Genomic DNA, 16250 nt, shown 5'->3' on the forward strand with positions numbered 1-16250 from the left:
GGGGAATCCGAATGTCCTCGACCATGATGACATTTATCGGAAAATGGATATTCAGCGATACAGCTGGAAGCACGTATATGAGCCTGGATGGATATACCTCACAGTTGGTGGCCGTCCAGGCTACCGCCGCCTCTCCTGACCAGCGATTCAATGCTTATGGGGATATGGGTACCGGTTTTTGGCTGCAGGCCAATAACGGCAAATATGTTGTCTATGCTGGAAGCGGCTATGCGGCAACAGAGGATCGGAGCGGGGCTCCTGCTATATTTACACTGGTTTCAAGCGGCGCTGCCGTCTTGCTCGTCGAGCAAGTATCGGGCACACAGTATGACGTTAATATGAGCGGAGGCACGATTAGCAGAATAGCATCGAACAATTCGCCAGCGACGGCTTTATTCCATCAGCAGTCAATCACACCTGGTCTGGTGCAAATTCAGCAGGCCTCGGTTATTCATTCGGCCGATTTGTCGTGGGCTTACTTAGCTGGAGCGGATCTCAGCCAAATTGATTTTTCTGGCTCCAATCTTAGCGGTGCAAATTTAGACTCCTGCAACTTGTTTGAAGCGACATTCCAAGGACCGGATACGATTATTTCTTATTCGAGCTTTGCAAGCGCGTCGATGAGCTACGCCATTCTGGATAAATGTACGGCTGTGAGCGTCGATTTCAGCAACGCCACTATGAAATTTGTATCGCTTTCCGATGCGAGCCTGGCTGGCTGTGATTTTACATCTGCCAACCTGTCTAGTGCTTCTGTAGACGGAGTTGACCTGACAGGAGCATGCCTGGCAAGTGCAAACCTTTATGGCACGGTGCTGATTCATTCCAACCTGACGAAAGCCGACCTGACCGGTGCGAATCTGCTGCTGGCGAATCTGGACAGCATTCAAATTCCGGGGGCTACGTTGACTAATTCGACACTAAACAACCAGGATTTGACGACAGCCATCATCGATGCCCAAACGAACTTTACGGGGGCTAGCATGCAAAAGGTTCGTCTCAACAAATGTTCGTTAAAGAACGTAACCTTCACGCATGCGGATTTGACCGGCGCACTGCTGGACGGCAGCAATCTGACCGGCGCTGATCTCAGCTTCGCGACACTGACCAATGCTTCCCTGCAAAACGGGGTCGCCCTGTTCAGCGCTTCATTGTCCAATGCGACGCTGACAGGCGCAAACTTGACGGGTGCGCAGCTTGGAGCCAAGCAGGAAGCATTTACGCTTAGCACCTCGCTCATCTCCGATTTGAACGGCGGCGCCGTCACGTCTGCGATCAGTCAGGCTTTTCAGAATGCAGGGTATCCGCTTTCGAAAGCCGCGACCATTACGGTCCGCATTCCGAGCCAGAACTGGATCATCACCGATAACAACACGGTATATACCATTACGAACGGCGGGGCTGTCCTGAACGTATGGCTTTATGTATCAAGCAATGATGCTGCCGTTCTAGCGGGGGCTTATATGCCTAATGCCATTTTCACCGATGCGAACCTGTATGCGGTCAATATGTCGGGCGTCAACTGGTACGGAAGCTCGGCAAAAGCGGATAACGCCGATCTGGAGGAAGCTGATCTCGCCAATGCCAATCTTGGCAGCATGGATTTCTCGCAGGCCCGGATGTACGGCTGCAATTTGGATTCAGCCAATCTGATCGCAGCGACGTTGAACGGCACGTATTTGACGCCATCGATTAACAAGAAGCAGGCTTCGCTTGCTTTTGCCAATATTCAAGGTGCAGTTTTCCAGCAGGCGCAGCTGCAGAATGCTGTATTAACGAATGCAGCGGTATCGCTGAACGAAGGGCCTTTTTTTACACTGGCGTCATCGTATGCCGTCGATCTGGACAATCAGACGATATCAGCAGCGCTGCGCAGCCAGTTCCAAACCAACCATTTTCCGCTGGACCCGGGGGCGACTGTGACAGTTGTAACGCTGGGCAGCTATTGGACGATTAAAAACGCTTCTAATCCCATTTATCCGATCTATTCCATAGTCAAAATAGGTACGCAGTTATACGTATCCGGCGGCCCGATTGGCGTTCATCTGTTTAATTTGCCTCAGTCCATGAGCAAGGAGCTTGATGCGAAAAATTTGGCCTCTGACATTCAAAACGCTTTCAGCAGCGCGGGATATCCGCTCGTATCCTCTGCAAGCATCGACCAAGTCATCATCCCGGGCAGCAAATGGCATTTAAGTAATATCAGCACGGATACTTCACAATTACAGCAGGGCTATGTGGAATTTTATATTATTGCAAACGAAGATCAAACGCTTCATATATACGGCTCGGTGCTGATGGTCATTCGTCCCGATGATACCCATACGCTGGAACAGGTCCGAATCGTGCTGGCTACGACACAGATGACTCAGGATGTCATGGACGGCACGACGACTTGTCCGAATGGGCAAAAGCTGAAGCAGTATTTGAACCAGCTGCCTCCGCAGCATATTACATGGGAGCAGATGATGACGGCTGCTGCGCCGCCGAAGCCGCCAGCATGTGTGCCGGACCCGTTTCATTGGTGCAATTAAACCTATAAGGAGGTCTATAAAATGGCAAGCCAGGTCATCCCAGCACCGATGGATTACGCGGTTCTGCTTGCGGGGGCGCATCCGGAGCTGTCTTCACCGGATCCGGTTATTCAAACCGAGGTCAACAGCTTGATCAACAGCCAGACCAATCTGCTCTATGGACTCGCGACAGCGATCAGCAAACAGGGGCCGGCTTCGTCTAGCGGAGGCTGGGCCACAATAGAGCAGATCGGGAAGCTCGGCACGAATGCCGTTTATCAATATACGCTGTCTTCTGCAATCACCTCGGCAGCTGGCCCGCTTATTGAAGGAACGCTTGTACTCGTCAAACAGGACGACAATTTGCTAAATAGGCTATGGTCTGTTCAGCAGGGCGTCACCGGTGCTTATCAGCCGATTATTCCGCCAGCTGCTGGTTTTCAGTGGACGGCGGATAATTTCCAGCCGCAATGCGGCATTACGGTGCAATCAGTCAGCGCCGACCCTCAATCGAAGCAGTTCCAAATTGTTCTGCAAAATAGTTTTCCGGCTTTCTACAGTCTATACACGGAATTTCTCGATGCTTCCGGTGCGCTCATTACGCTTGAAGCTGGGGAATGGACATCAAGACTCCAATCAGGCTCGCCCTTTGAAACAGCAACGTTGAAATTCATAGGACTGGTGCCGCCAACACTCGGGATAGCAGGTATGCCTGCCGCTGCCCAGCAGACGACGCAGTCATTTCAAATCCCGAGTGCAGCGGTATCTGTCCGGCTTACCTTCGGAACATTGGGTGCGCTTGGATGGAACAGCGTTGCCAATCCGCTGCCATTTTTTTTCTCAGCTGTGCTCGGCTACGCTGTTCCATGGATCATGAAGTCCGCCGGCGAGTATACTTCGGCGACAGCGGCATGGTATTACGAGCTGTTTAGCGACAGCGGAATTGTAATGGAATTGGAAAAGACAGCAGGGATTTTGTCATCTGCCGTCTCAACATTGGATGCAATCAATCTGCTCTGTGCGCAGACAGGCAAGCTGTTGTTCGGCGGCTCGTTGCCTAAGCTGCTCGCTGCGCTGCGTCTCAAATACAAAGACGATGTTCTTATTCAGGCAGCCCAAAGCACATATTGGCCGCTAGCGGGCATGTTATCTTCTCTGCAGAGCGGCGCAGTAAGCGGTGTGGTAGAGACACTGTCTGTTCCTGCAACTTTCGCGCAGGTTTATAGCATGAATATGATCGTGGTTTCAACGGTTGAGGTATATCCTGACCCAGCCCATGGCACATGGCCGCTTACAGCTGCTTCATATACAGTTAAATGGACAGGAAATGGCGATGTGCAAACAGAGAGCGGATTGATAAACGGCATTTGGAGTGATCCGCTGTTAAAGTCGTCGTTTGCCAATGTTCCACATAATGCTGCCGTGTCCGCGCAGGCGTTCATCTACGACGCTTCTGGAGCTTTAGTTGGGCAGGGTGAAGCAAGTGGAATAGCATCCTCCACTCTCAGCATCGTGATTCAAGAAAATGCCCCAGCTGCAGCAGCAAAGGGCTATCGGCAAACGATGGCGCTGGCCTTTAGCCCTGAGGCGGGTTTCAATTGGCAGCCGGCAACTGAGGCAGACCCCTCGACGATTGCAAGTTTGGACTGCAGCAATGTCGGAACCAATCTATGTCAACTGACTGGCATTTCATATAATGCTGCTGCTTCGGCGCTTGTATATGGCTGGAGGGCATCGGGCCAGACGTGTGCGCCATGCAGCGGCGGCGGGGCAGGGGCGCAAATGTACAGGCTCCAAGCCATTTCGGTTTCGTCATCGCCTGCCCATTCGCTTAAGCCCGCATCATGCGGCTTCTATACGATGACGACCATTGCAGCTGGCCACAACTGTGATAATAATCTGTTCTTCGATACACGTACAGAGCCATATGCGCTCAGGGACATCACACTCGGAGATGCTGGCGTTTTTCAGTTCCCTACGGGAACGAGCCGAGGGTATTTAACGCTTAGTACAGTGGATGATTTGACCGCTCATCCAGCTGGATTTGCGGCTGCAGTCAGCACAGCCGCAAGCATGCTGCAAATTGTGCAGCTAAGCGCGCAGCCGGTGGCGGACAGCGCAGCGCCGGGACCTTATTCGGTCGGTGGAGTGGGGACACGGCCCGGGCTTATGCAGCAGCCCGTAGCAGTTGCAGCTGCGCCTGACGGTACCCTTATCGTACTGGAGGCAGGGAACAAGCGGCTGCAGGCCTTCGACGTGTTCGGCAACAGCCAGAATTATTTCGCTATGTCCCCTGTGCTGCAGCTTCGCCAGACGTCTGGTATATCGTACATTGATCTAGATATCGATGTGGACGGCAATATGTATGTGCTGTCTTATTCCGGCGGCGGAAATCAGGCAAGTCAGTATTTGCTTGACGTGTACAGCTGGCAGGGAGCGCTTCTTTCTTCAACGGAGGGCGTAAATGCAGCGAAAATTGCCGTAGATGAATGGCGGAATTTATATGCGCTCGACTACAGCCTAATGCAAGGGCCGCAGGGAGATACAAGTCCTGCCATTCGGGTATGGACGCCGATAACGACTTGAGGTTGGAAAGGAAGGCTATCACGATGTCTAAGCAAAAGCATCAGCAGTTCGCGAAGGAGCAGACTCACACTAATGAGGAGGCCATTGCGATTATCGGCATGGGATGTCGTTTTCCCGGCGGGGTGAACAATCCGGAACAATTCTGGGAGCTGCTCAAAAATGGTACAGACGCGATCGTGGAGGTTCCGCCAGAGCGATGGAAGAACACGGATTTCTATCATCCCGATCGTGACAAACCGGGTAAAATGGTAACCAGGCACGGCGGTTTTATTGACGGCATCGACCGGTTTGACCCAGAGTTCTTCGGCATATCGCCGCATGAAGCGCATCATATGGACCCACAGCAGCGGCATTTGCTTGAGGTTACATGGGAAGCGCTGGAGGACGGCGGGCAGCGCCCCGCCCTTCTTCGCGGCCGGGAGGTAGGTGTGTTCGTAGGGGCATTCGCGCTCGATTATCACGCGCTGCAATTCGGCGATCCATTCCAGCGGGACGCCGGGCCGTATACCGCCGCAAGCAGTATGACCACGATGATTTCAAACCGGATTTCATATATTTATGATTTTTGCGGCCCGTCCATGACCATTGATACAGCCTGCTCGTCTTCACTTGTTTCGCTGCATTTGGCTTGCGAAAGCCTGCGTAAGGGCGAGAGTGAGCTTGCGGTTGCTGGTGGCGTTGTGCTGATTTTCACCCCGCAATACACGCTGGTAGAAAGCAGAGGCGGATTTCTGTCGCCGGAAGGCCGGTGCAAAACTTTTGACAACTCTGCGGACGGCTATGTCCGGGGCGAAGGCGTTGGTATGCTCGTGCTGAAACGACTGGAGGATGCTCTAGCAGATGGCGATCCGATTCAGGCGGTTATTATGGCAAGCAGTGTCAACCAGGATGGACATACGGCTAGCATTACCGTTCCCAGCTCCGAGGCGCAGGAGCGGCTGATTCGAAAAACGCTGGGCAAGGCGGGCATTTCTGCAGCGGACGTGCAATATGTTGAAGCGCACGGAACAGGCACGCCGGTCGGAGATCCAATCGAGGCGCGGGCCATTGCCGCAGCCTATGGAGAAGGGCGGACGGAATCGGAAAAGCTGTTCATTGGCTCCTGTAAAACGAATATAGGCCATACCGAAGCAGCGGCCGGTGTAGCTGGTCTAATAAAAACGGTGCTTTGCCTCCAGCATAAGCAAATTCCGCCGAACCTGCATTTTCATAATCCGAACCCGGCCATTCGATTTGATGAATGGGGCATCCGCGTGCCCGTCAAGCTTGAGCCGTGGCCTTCGCATGACGGTGAAGCCATTGCGGCAGTCAATTCATTCGGTTATGGCGGCACAAATGCGCATGTGATCGTCCGGGAGCCATCTGTGAGCGAAAAGGATATTTTGCCGCAAGAAGAGGCGTCCTTGATAGCCGTTCAAGCTGGCTATCGCCGTGATGGCGAGCGGCAGGCAGCGGCAGATGTTGACACAAGGGCAGCAGCAGGTCCATCAGCCGTTGTGGAGCAAAAAGGATTTGCTGCACAGCGCTCGTATTTGCTGCCGTTCTCGGCACGGCGAGCGGAAGGACTGCAGTTGCTCAGCAAAAGCTACTTGCATCGGCTTAGCAGTCCCGGCTTAGCGCTGGAAGACCTGTGCTGGAGCGCTGGCGAGCGCCGCGAGCATCACGCTCACCGTCAAGCGAGTATTGCGAAAGACAGTGATGTGCTGGCAGAGCTTTTGGCTGCAGCTGGCGAAGGAAAAGCGGCACAGGGCGTCATCACCGGCATGAATAGGCCAAGCGACAAGCCGCGGCTTGCTTGGGTTTTCTCAGGTATGGGCCCGCAGTGGTACGGCATGGGAAGGCAGCTGCTGAAGCTTGAACCTGTGTTCCGAGAGACGATGGAGCAGTGTGACCGCTTGTTTGAAGAAATTGCCGGCTGGTCGATGCTGGCTGAGCTCGAGAAGGATGAAGCGGACAGTCTGATGGACGAAACCGAAATTTCAATGCCGATCAGCTGTGCTCTCCAGATCGCATTGGCAGAGCTTTGGCGCTCATGGGGAATCGTGCCGGAGTCCATCGTAGGCCATAGTGCAGGCGAGGTTGCTGCATTTTATGCGGCGGGCGTTTATCCCTTAAAGCATGCGCTTCAGATCGTTTACCACCGCAGCCGACTTCTTCAGCGCTTAAGTGGAAGAGGCGGCATGGCGGCTGTCGGCGCCAGCGAGGAGGAAGCGAAGAAGCTAGTGGAGGACTTTGAAGAAACGGTGAGCATTGCTGCGATTAACAGCCCTTCATCGGTCACGCTTGCAGGAACAATTCAGTCATTGGACAATGTTTTGGCCTTGGCGGCAGAGCAGAAATTATTCAACCGAAAATTGAAGGTGCAAGCCCCTTTTCACAGCCATTTCATGAAGGAGATTGAGGAGGAGCTGCTGGACAGCCTGCAGGGGATTCCGTCACAGTCAGCGTCCGTCCCGCTTTTTTCGAGCGTCACTGCTGAGCTTGTTGACGGCGCGTCTGTAGATGCTCATTATTGGTGGCGCAATGTTCGTGAACCGGTGCGCTTCGCACCGGCCATTGAACAAATGCTGCAGAGTGGCTATACGGTTTTTGTGGAAATCGGAGCGCATCCTGTTCTTAATGGAGCGCTGAATGAATGCTTTGGTGCCCGCCGGGCCTTGGCTGTTGCCTCCATCCGCCGCAAGGAGGACGAGCATGAAGCAATGCTGCTGTCGCTTGCTGAGCTTTATGCTTGGGGATTTGAGCCGAACTGGACCGCCCTTTATCCGCAAGCGCAGTGGACGAAGCTTCCGGCCTATCCATGGCGGAAGGAGGCCTACTGGCATGAGCCGGAGGTCATCCGGCTAATTCGTCTAGGATTGCGTGATCATCCGCTGCTTGGCAGGCCATTGCTTGGCGCAGCGGCAGCTTGGGAGGGTGAGGTCTCGCTCATTCGTTTTCCCTATTTGCGTGACCACCGGGTACTGGATCAGACGGTTTTCCCGGCGGCAGCATATATTGAAGCGTCAATGGCGGCGGTTCAGCACACCTTGGGCGGAAGCGGGTATGCGCTTGAGCAGATCGAACTGCACCGCAGTCTTACGCTGCCTCAGCTCTCCACGGTCATGCTTACCCAGCACTATCTCGACGTGGAGAACGGCACGTTCCAAATTTATTCGGCGGCAGATACGTCAGGAAGTCCATATACGCTACATGCCTCCGGTCGGGTAAGGCAGCTCCAGCCGGTCGCGCCAGCGGCACAGCAGAATCCGAAGCTTGCGAGTCAAACGATGCGCCGTACCGTAGGGCGCGATCAGGCCTACCAGATTTTAAACCGTATGGGTTTTGATTACGGAGCCATGTTCCAAGGCTTGCAACAAGCTTATATTGGAATGGATGAGGCCTGGGCAGAAATTAAAATGGACCTAGCGGCAGCGGAGACAGAGGGTTACATCTTCCATCCTCAGATAATGGACTCCTGTTTTCAGGCGATGCTGGCTGCTGAATTCCCGCTTGAAGGCGAGGCGCCAAAGGAAACGAGAGATGAGTTTCGTCTGCCCGTGCGAATTGGGGAAATTCGCTTTTATCGAAAGGTAGAAGGGAAACTATGGGCTCACAGCCGATTGACGGAGCGCAACGATAAGATAACAAAGGGAGACCTGCGCGTCTATGACGAAGATGGACGCCTGGTAGCCGAGTTTCTCGGCTTCGTCAAACAGGCGGTGGATGCGGGAGTAGGAAAGATCAGGAGTGCACAATTAAAGCGCTGGTTCTATGAGCCGCAGTGGCAGCCTGCTCCTGAGCTGAGCGACTCGCCGCTGCGCGTGACAAAGAAGGATGTCTGGCTGTTTCTCGCCGATGACAGCGGTGTGGCGGAGGCAGCAAGCACAATACTGCGACAGCAGAATTTTGAGGCGGTTATTGTATGGCCCGCTGTTGAAGGAGAATATCATTTTGTGCCTGCTTTGAATGGGAGTAAAATACACCCTGGCACGAAGCAGCATTACGACAGCATGGTGAAGGATGCACTACAGGCATTTGGAAGCCGTCTTCGCGGCATTGTTCATGCCTGGAATTTGGATATTCCTGAACCGGTGAGCATGCATTTGCATGCTCTTGAAGCGGAAGCTGAGCAGGGCAGCAGGTGCTGGAGCAGTCCATGGATGGAAGGGAATGAGAGCTTTACACCGCATAAAGCGCTATCCCTTTATTCCATGCTTTATACGGTGCAGAGCATAGCCAGTCATCATGCGAGGGTACGTCTCTGGACGCTGACGCGCGGTGCACAGCTCGTCCATCGCTTGGATGAACTCGCCGTTACAAAGCCGCCAGCAGTCTTCCAGTCCGCAGCATGGGGGCTTGGACGATCGATCGCACAAGAGTTTCGTGATTATTGGGGCGGCATTTGCGATATCGATCCGAATGCGGCCGCTGCAGAAGCGGCGCAGCAGCTTGTTCGGGAGCTGGTCAGTGAAGAAGCGGGACGCGAGGATCAGCTGGCCTTCCGGGATGGTGGGCGCCATGTGCTTCGCCTCAATCAGGCAACTTGCATTCCAGGAACGGCACTTCCGCTGCGCTGCCGTGAGGACGGCGCATATCTCATTACTGGCGCCTTCGGCTCGCTCGGCCAGAATGCTGCGCGCTTGCTTGTCAAGCGGGGGGCTAGAAGGTTGATTTTACTCGGTCGGAGCCCGCTGCCGGAAAGGCATGAATGGAAAGGCTATTTGGCGAACCTTGCCGATGATCCGACAAAGGCTGTGCAAGCGGAGCGAATCGCTTTCGTACTCGAGCTGGAAGCTGCTGGTGTTTATGTGCAGACCCTTTGCATCGACATTACAGATCAGCAGAGCCTAAAAGCTTTTATGGAGAATTATATCAGCAGTGGCCACCCACCAGTTCGAGGCGTCATTCATAGTGCAGGCACCGTCCAAGATATGCTGCTGAGACAAATGCCGGCACATATTTTCGATGAAGCCTATGAACCGAAGGTGAAAGGGGCTTGGAATCTGCATGAAGCAACACGCTCCGAGCCGCTGGAATTTTTCGTGATGTTCTCCTCCATTGCCGCGCTGCTTCCGCCAGCGGGACAGGGGAATTATGCCGCAGGCAATGCATTCATGGATGGATTGGCCCATTATCGTCTTAGTCAAGGGCTGCCAGCTATGAGCATTAACTGGGGGCCATGGCTGTCTGGTATGGTCACCAGACTGAACTTAGCAGCCCATTTTCAGGAAAATGGAATAGACTGCATTCTCGATGGAGAAGGGGAGCGACTGCTGGAGCATTTGCTCGGTCAACCGATTGCTCAGGTGGCTGTGCTTTCCGCAGAATGGAATTCCGTCCGCATGCTGTACCCGGACACGCCGCTGCTTAATCTGCTAGAACAAAAGGCGCGCAGCGAGGGGCAGCAGATTGAGGAAACCATTAACTGGTCAGAGAAATTGGCAGCATTAGAGCCAGCAGGAAGAGCGGCTGCTGTATTGGCACAGCTCACGGCAATTATCGCGGAGCTGCTTCGCTACGATCAGGAATTTCTTGAAACGACACGCAGCCTTCCGGAGCTTGGCCTCGACTCTATGATGGCTATTAAACTCCGTAATCGCATTACTAGCGAATTTGGCTGTGCGCCAATGGTGGGCGATCTTCTCAGCGGCAACACGATTGAAATGCTATCGGATGTGTTAGTCAGCTTATTGGAAGAGGAGCAACAGGCTGTAGAGCAGAATCTGGAAGCGAGTGTACTGTAATAGTGCTAACAAAAAAAAGTCGCCGTTTTGACGGCTTTTCTTGTCAAATTGTAGAGAAACCCTACGTCTTGTCTCAAGACGCTTGGGTTTCTCTTTGTTTTGAGGCCTGAATGAAGCTAAAAGAAGGTTTTCCCCGTATTGCGCTCATCTTCGTCATTTAATATAATAATACATCCATATTTTACCGATATTACTTATACCTTCATACGAAAGGTTGATATAAATATTAGATGGATCGAATAATAGGAAAAAACTTGCGCTCTACTTATGGTAAACGTGAACACATTTTCAGGATAGCTATATCAAGGCTTGTTTACCGATTTCATGCTGCTTAAGTTGAGATAGAAAGTATAAAAAATCAGAAATCATGAATGAAACGCTATTGTATCCTTTTGAATGATGATGGAGTTCAGGTGGAAATTAAGGTCCATTTTTGTGCATCTATTGAAATTGGACAGAAAGTATACGACATATATAGAGAGACTATTTTTCAGGAGTGGGGAGCATACACAGATGAACAAAATCGATTGGCTGCGCCAGATGGCGTCCGAAAGACCGGAAGACCCTCAAACCCATTATTGGCTGGGGATGGAATATGCCGCAGACGGACAGTACGTGGAAGCAATTGGCGCCTATTCCGCAGGGCTTTCATGCTGTACGGGGCAAGAAGAGCTTCGCGCTCAACTGCTGCAGGAGCTTACTCATGCATCGATGCGCCTACAAGGTGGCGCGGTGGCGCTAGCTGCTGCCGCTAGCGAAGCGAAGAGCGAACAGAATCAGAATTCAGCAAGCGGATGGACGGACAAATCCGATAGTATTGTAGCAAGCGACGATGAAGAAGAGTTCGAGGAAGATGGACAAGATGGTGAAAACGACGAAGATCGTGGTATCGCCGAACAGCCGGGAGCGGACGGCAGGTCTTTTTTAACAAAGGGACATATCGGATTGAAGGTGATTGACGGTGGACAAGTGGACCCGAAGCAGGAAGCGGTCAGCGTGCCCAAAATTACGTTCGAGGATGTCGCAGGCTTGACCGAGCTCAAGAAGTCGATTCATATCCGCATTATTAGTCCGTTTTACAATCAAGGGCTCTTTTCCAAGTTTCGTAAAAAAATCGGCGGAGGCGTACTGCTGTATGGCCCGCCCGGCTGTGGCAAAACATATATCGCGAGAGCGACGGCGGGAGAGTGCCGGGCGTCCTTCATTCCCGTCCATATTACGGATATTTTGGATCCTTACATAGGCGTCAGCGAACGAAACTTAAAAGACATGTTCGATAAGGCCCGTTCTCAAAAGCCCAGCATTATGTTTTTCGATGAAATCGATACGTTAGGATACAATCGTTCCAAATCTTCAAGCAGCTCGATGCGAGGCGTGATCGACACCTTCCTTACGGAGATGGAGGGAATCGATACGAACACAGATCAAGTGCTTATTCTTGGAGCGACGAATTTGCCGTGGGATGTGGACGGCGCGCTGAAGCGGCCGGGCCGGTTCGATCGGATGGTATTTGTGGCACCGCCTGATGTGGAAGCGAGAAAACGTACGTTCGAAATGAAGCTGCATGGCCGTTACGTCAAGCAAATGGATATCGCAAAGCTGGCCGCGTCCACGGAGTTTTATTCGGGCGCCGATATCGACAACGTCGTCGAAAGAGCGACGGAAATCGTGCTGGAGCATATTCTCGAGACGGGCGTCGAGCGGCCGATCGGAATAAAGGATATGGAGCAGGCGCTCGGAGAAATTCGTCCGACGACGCTGGAATGGCTACGCACGGCGAAAAACTACGTCAAATATTCCAATCAGAGCGGTATCTACAACGAGGTGGAGCATTATCTGCGGCAATTCGGGAGATTGATTTAATGGAAGCCGTGTACGGACTAGATATTTTACTAACGGAACAGAAAGGCAAGATAAGCATATGACAAATCAGGAACGTCAAATCGATAAGATAATGGAGCTTGCGAGAAACTATTGGGACATGAACAAGCATGAGGCCGCGTTGGAGCAAGCAGCCGAAGCGCTGCGAATCGATCCTGAGCATTACGACGCCTTGTACACCTGCGGATGGAATTGTTACGAGCTAGCAAGATACGGCGAGGCATTGGAGTTTGGCAGACTGTTAATCAAGCAGCAGCCCGACGATTTGTATGTGCATCGATTGTTTGGCCTTATTTATAGAAAGCTTACAAGATTCGAAGAATCGGTAGAGTCGTTGACGCGCAGCCTGGAGCTGGACCCGAACGATGCGCCATCCAACTATCATTTGGCCGTTACATTCTGCGAACAGGCAGTATATCGTTACGGCAGAAAGCCATACCAGAGAGTTTGGTTTCGTGTCAGTTGGAAAAAAAGATTGAAGGAACGGCTGGACGAGTCATGCAAGCTGCTGCGGACGAGCATTCGTCTCGATCCAGAATACAGTTGGTCGTATGCCTACCTCTCCTATGTGCTTCGGATAGTAGGAAGGATGGAAGAATCGGAGAAGCTCATTGTAACCGCACTTCAGCTTGAACCGCAAAACGCCGAATTTTTGGCGGAGCATGCAGTCGTGCTGCAAAATTTGGGCAGGCTTGAGGAGGCTGTACAGGTGGTAGAGTCGGCTGTGGAGCTCGATCCGTTCAACAAGTTCGTCGTTGGCACGCACGATAGCGTTCGCAAAAACCAAGAACGATATATCCATTATTTACGCAGTCTATTCAGCGAAACCTTTGTGCTCGCCAAACTGAACGACAACGATCCGGCAATACTGTTACGGGGCATCAGGATCGCACAATTAGAGAAGAAAATTAGTCCGAATACGTTGTTGAAGGAATACTTGAAGAAGCATCCCAATGATTTGGAAATGAGCCTGCATTACGGAAATATACTGTATAAGGGTAAGTTTTACCAACAAGCGATTGCGCATTTCAAGCAATGCTCGGAACGGCATCCTGGTCACCCGCAAGTTGAAGCGTGGGTTCAGCAAGTATCGAATCTTACACCTGGCGAGGTGCGTTACCGCTATTGGATTGCCAACCCGCTTCGCTCGGCCAGAAGCTTTACGATTATTGCGATAGGAATGACGTTGTGGATTATGCTTATTAGCATTCCTATCGCTATCGCATTTTCTATCACGTATTTCCAAAACCTGAGTCAGAAACGCGCCGATCGTAAAAATTCTTTATCCGTATAGTGTTCGAAAGGAGGGGGGATCGTGGACGAAACAAGCATGGAATGGCAAAACGAGCTGAGAGCGGTTTTCGACCGTTATATGCAAGGCTACAAGCATTACTGGAGTAAGATTCCGGCGAATAAGGAGCCGGCTATACGGCGAGCGCATCGCATTCCCTCTAGCGAAACCATCGTCGCTGTATTGGATCAATCCTTAATGAACAGTGCAAAAGACAGTCTTGTCGTAACCGATATGGCATTGTATGAAAAAATATTGTGGTTTCGTTATCGTTGTTCCTGGGAGGCTTATGTTCATTTGGATATAAAGGCCCGTAACGAAAAAACCGTCTATTTCTCGAAATACGAAAGCGTCAATACGAGGGAAGGAATGTCGGCATATCTGCTGGAGGAAATGCTGCGGGAAATACAGAAGCTAGCCGTTCAACGCGTGGATAAGCTTAAAGCGGTGAAGGTACCGCTTGTCGAGGAAATGATTGTTCTTGAAGGAGACGATAGCGGCGAAATAATCGATCTCGGCGTTAACGGCGGTTCACTGTTGTTGGAACCGTCCAGCCTCGACGCCAGGGTTGACGAGCTGTATTTGCGCGAGCTTTGCTCGCGGCATCAGTGGACCCCTCATTTTTCGGCGGGCGCTTCGCTGTCGCCGAAAAAGCTGGACAAAATACGGAGCCATTATTCAATCGGCCATACCAGTTTGGTCCATGGGATCGTGTATCCTCGCAATTTCAAGTCGGGGCGTTACGGTATGGTTGTCGAATCGCGCGGCGTGCAGTGGAAAAAGGACGATTACCCGCCCGTGAATTGGAACTGGTCGGCGCTGAAAAATGCGGAGCTTGAAATGACGGACCGCAGCATTACTGCGGGAGGAGCGCCGCTGCTGGAGGGTCCTGTGGAATATGTATCAACCGCAAAGAAATTACTGGACGATATCAGGCTGTATTTGGAGGCCCTGGAGGCGGATGACTGCCCAATCCGTTACGCCTACGACGCATCCTATTCCAACGTTCGAGCAATGCCGACCGTCTCCAATTCGGACGATACACTTTGGATACCGGCAGAGAACGGCATGCCGCTAACGCCGATGCGGACGAACGAGCTGCTTTGGGCGATAGAAACGCGGCAGGTCGACTGGCAGATGCTCATGGTATGGAGAAGAGGTCTCTCCGGTTGGACAAACGCCGAGCACATTGAATCGCTCACAGGTGTCATTGGCAAGCGCATCGAGAGTGCGGAAGGTTAAAATCGACTGAGGCCCTCCGCTCTTCCGCCAGAAACGCCTTATGGAAGGCAGCTCGGCACGAGGCTGAAGTGGCATATGGACACATTTCTTGAAGATGTCGGCGAAAGCTTGAAACCGGCTTTTGATAAATCACGCTAAATTCAGCGTTCCCTTGAAACAGGAATGAGGCTATACGATATTCTGCTCACTGCGCAAGACCACAAACGTTCAAGTAAATGTCAGAAAAATACCCGCCTGCCGCTGCTTGGACGAACTCCAAACAGGGCAGGCGGGTATTTATATGCAAAGCCTTATGAATGAGGCTTGATTAAAGCTCTTCGTCGGATTGGTTGATGAGCCATTGAATGCCAAATTTATCCTTCAGGCTGCCGTAGCCTTTAGACCAGAAGGTTTGCTGTAACTCCATCTCTACAGTGCCGCCTTCTTTGAGCTTGTTGAAGACTGACTGCAGTTCTTCAAGGTCCTTGCTGACGACGGAGAGGCTGATGTTTGTGCCTTCAACGTAAGGAGAGTCTGGAAATACATCAGAAAACATAATTGTGCTGCCCATTATTTTCAGCCGCGTATGCATAACCAAAGGTTTTACTGCTTCCGGCATCTCATACTCCGGATTTGGAGGAGAATCCCCGAATGTCATAATTTCAGGCTTGTCCGTTCCGAAAACCTCTGCATAAAACAATACCGCTTCACGACAGTTGCCATTAAAATTCAAATACGCCTGAACAGCCACTTACGTCACTCCTTCGTAGGTTTGAGTTGGGGTTAAGCTTGGTCAATTACGCTCCTATTGTATCATTAAACCGAGCATGTTCAAACTTGGAATCTGTGCAGCTAAGCTGAGGGCTTCTTTACCAGCAATTAGGGGAAAACCGTCCATAAGACTTATTGTTCCCGGCATCTGCCGCAGATAAAATAAGAGGACAAGCTTCGTTTGCAGTTGACGCTGGAAGCATGCCCCTGAAGATGATCATAGCTGTGCTTAAAAGCCGGGTACCCGCAGCGGGTGCCCTT

At 51.9% G+C, this 16250-nt stretch carries 7 protein-coding genes; 6 read left to right on the forward strand and 1 reads right to left on the reverse strand.

What is annotated here, in order from left to right; all coding sequences use genetic code 11:
- Positions 1-11 precede the first annotated feature (11 nt).
- The 6 genes from AC50X8_RS16365 to AC50X8_RS16390 all read left to right on the forward strand — a co-directional run bounded on the left by AC50X8_RS16365 (position 12) and on the right by AC50X8_RS16390 (position 15239).
- Positions 12-2534: a pentapeptide repeat-containing protein gene (locus tag AC50X8_RS16365; protein WP_494880391.1), complete on the forward strand. Its 2523-nt coding sequence runs from the start codon at positions 12-14 to the stop codon at positions 2532-2534.
- A gap of 21 nt (positions 2535-2555) precedes the next feature.
- Entirely contained in the window at positions 2556-5099 is a 2544-nt protein-coding gene (locus tag AC50X8_RS16370; protein ID WP_494880393.1) for an NHL repeat-containing protein, read from the forward strand.
- 23 nt (positions 5100-5122) lie between these two features.
- Positions 5123-10825 (forward strand): type I polyketide synthase, encoded by a 5703-nt coding sequence (locus AC50X8_RS16375; protein WP_494880395.1) that lies wholly within the window; start codon positions 5123-5125, stop codon positions 10823-10825.
- A 513-nt stretch (positions 10826-11338) separates the two neighbouring features.
- Entirely contained in the window at positions 11339-12688 is a 1350-nt protein-coding gene (locus AC50X8_RS16380; RefSeq protein ID WP_494880398.1) for an ATP-binding protein, read from the forward strand.
- A 91-nt stretch (positions 12689-12779) separates the two neighbouring features.
- Positions 12780-14000 (forward strand): tetratricopeptide repeat protein, encoded by a 1221-nt coding sequence (locus AC50X8_RS16385; RefSeq protein WP_494880481.1) that lies wholly within the window; start codon positions 12780-12782, stop codon positions 13998-14000.
- Between the two features lie 21 nt (positions 14001-14021).
- Positions 14022-15239 carry a hypothetical protein gene (locus AC50X8_RS16390; protein ID WP_494880400.1) on the forward strand — a complete coding sequence of 406 codons (1218 nt, stop codon included), beginning with the start codon at positions 14022-14024 and terminating at the stop codon, positions 15237-15239.
- Between the two features lie 307 nt (positions 15240-15546).
- Here AC50X8_RS16390 and AC50X8_RS16395 read toward each other — a convergent pair whose 3' ends face one another.
- Positions 15547-15969: a VOC family protein gene (locus AC50X8_RS16395; protein WP_056028419.1), complete on the reverse strand. Its 423-nt coding sequence runs from the start codon at positions 15967-15969 to the stop codon at positions 15547-15549.
- Positions 15970-16250 lie beyond the last annotated feature (281 nt).

The organism is Paenibacillus sp. JT22N15, assembly GCF_059383755.1.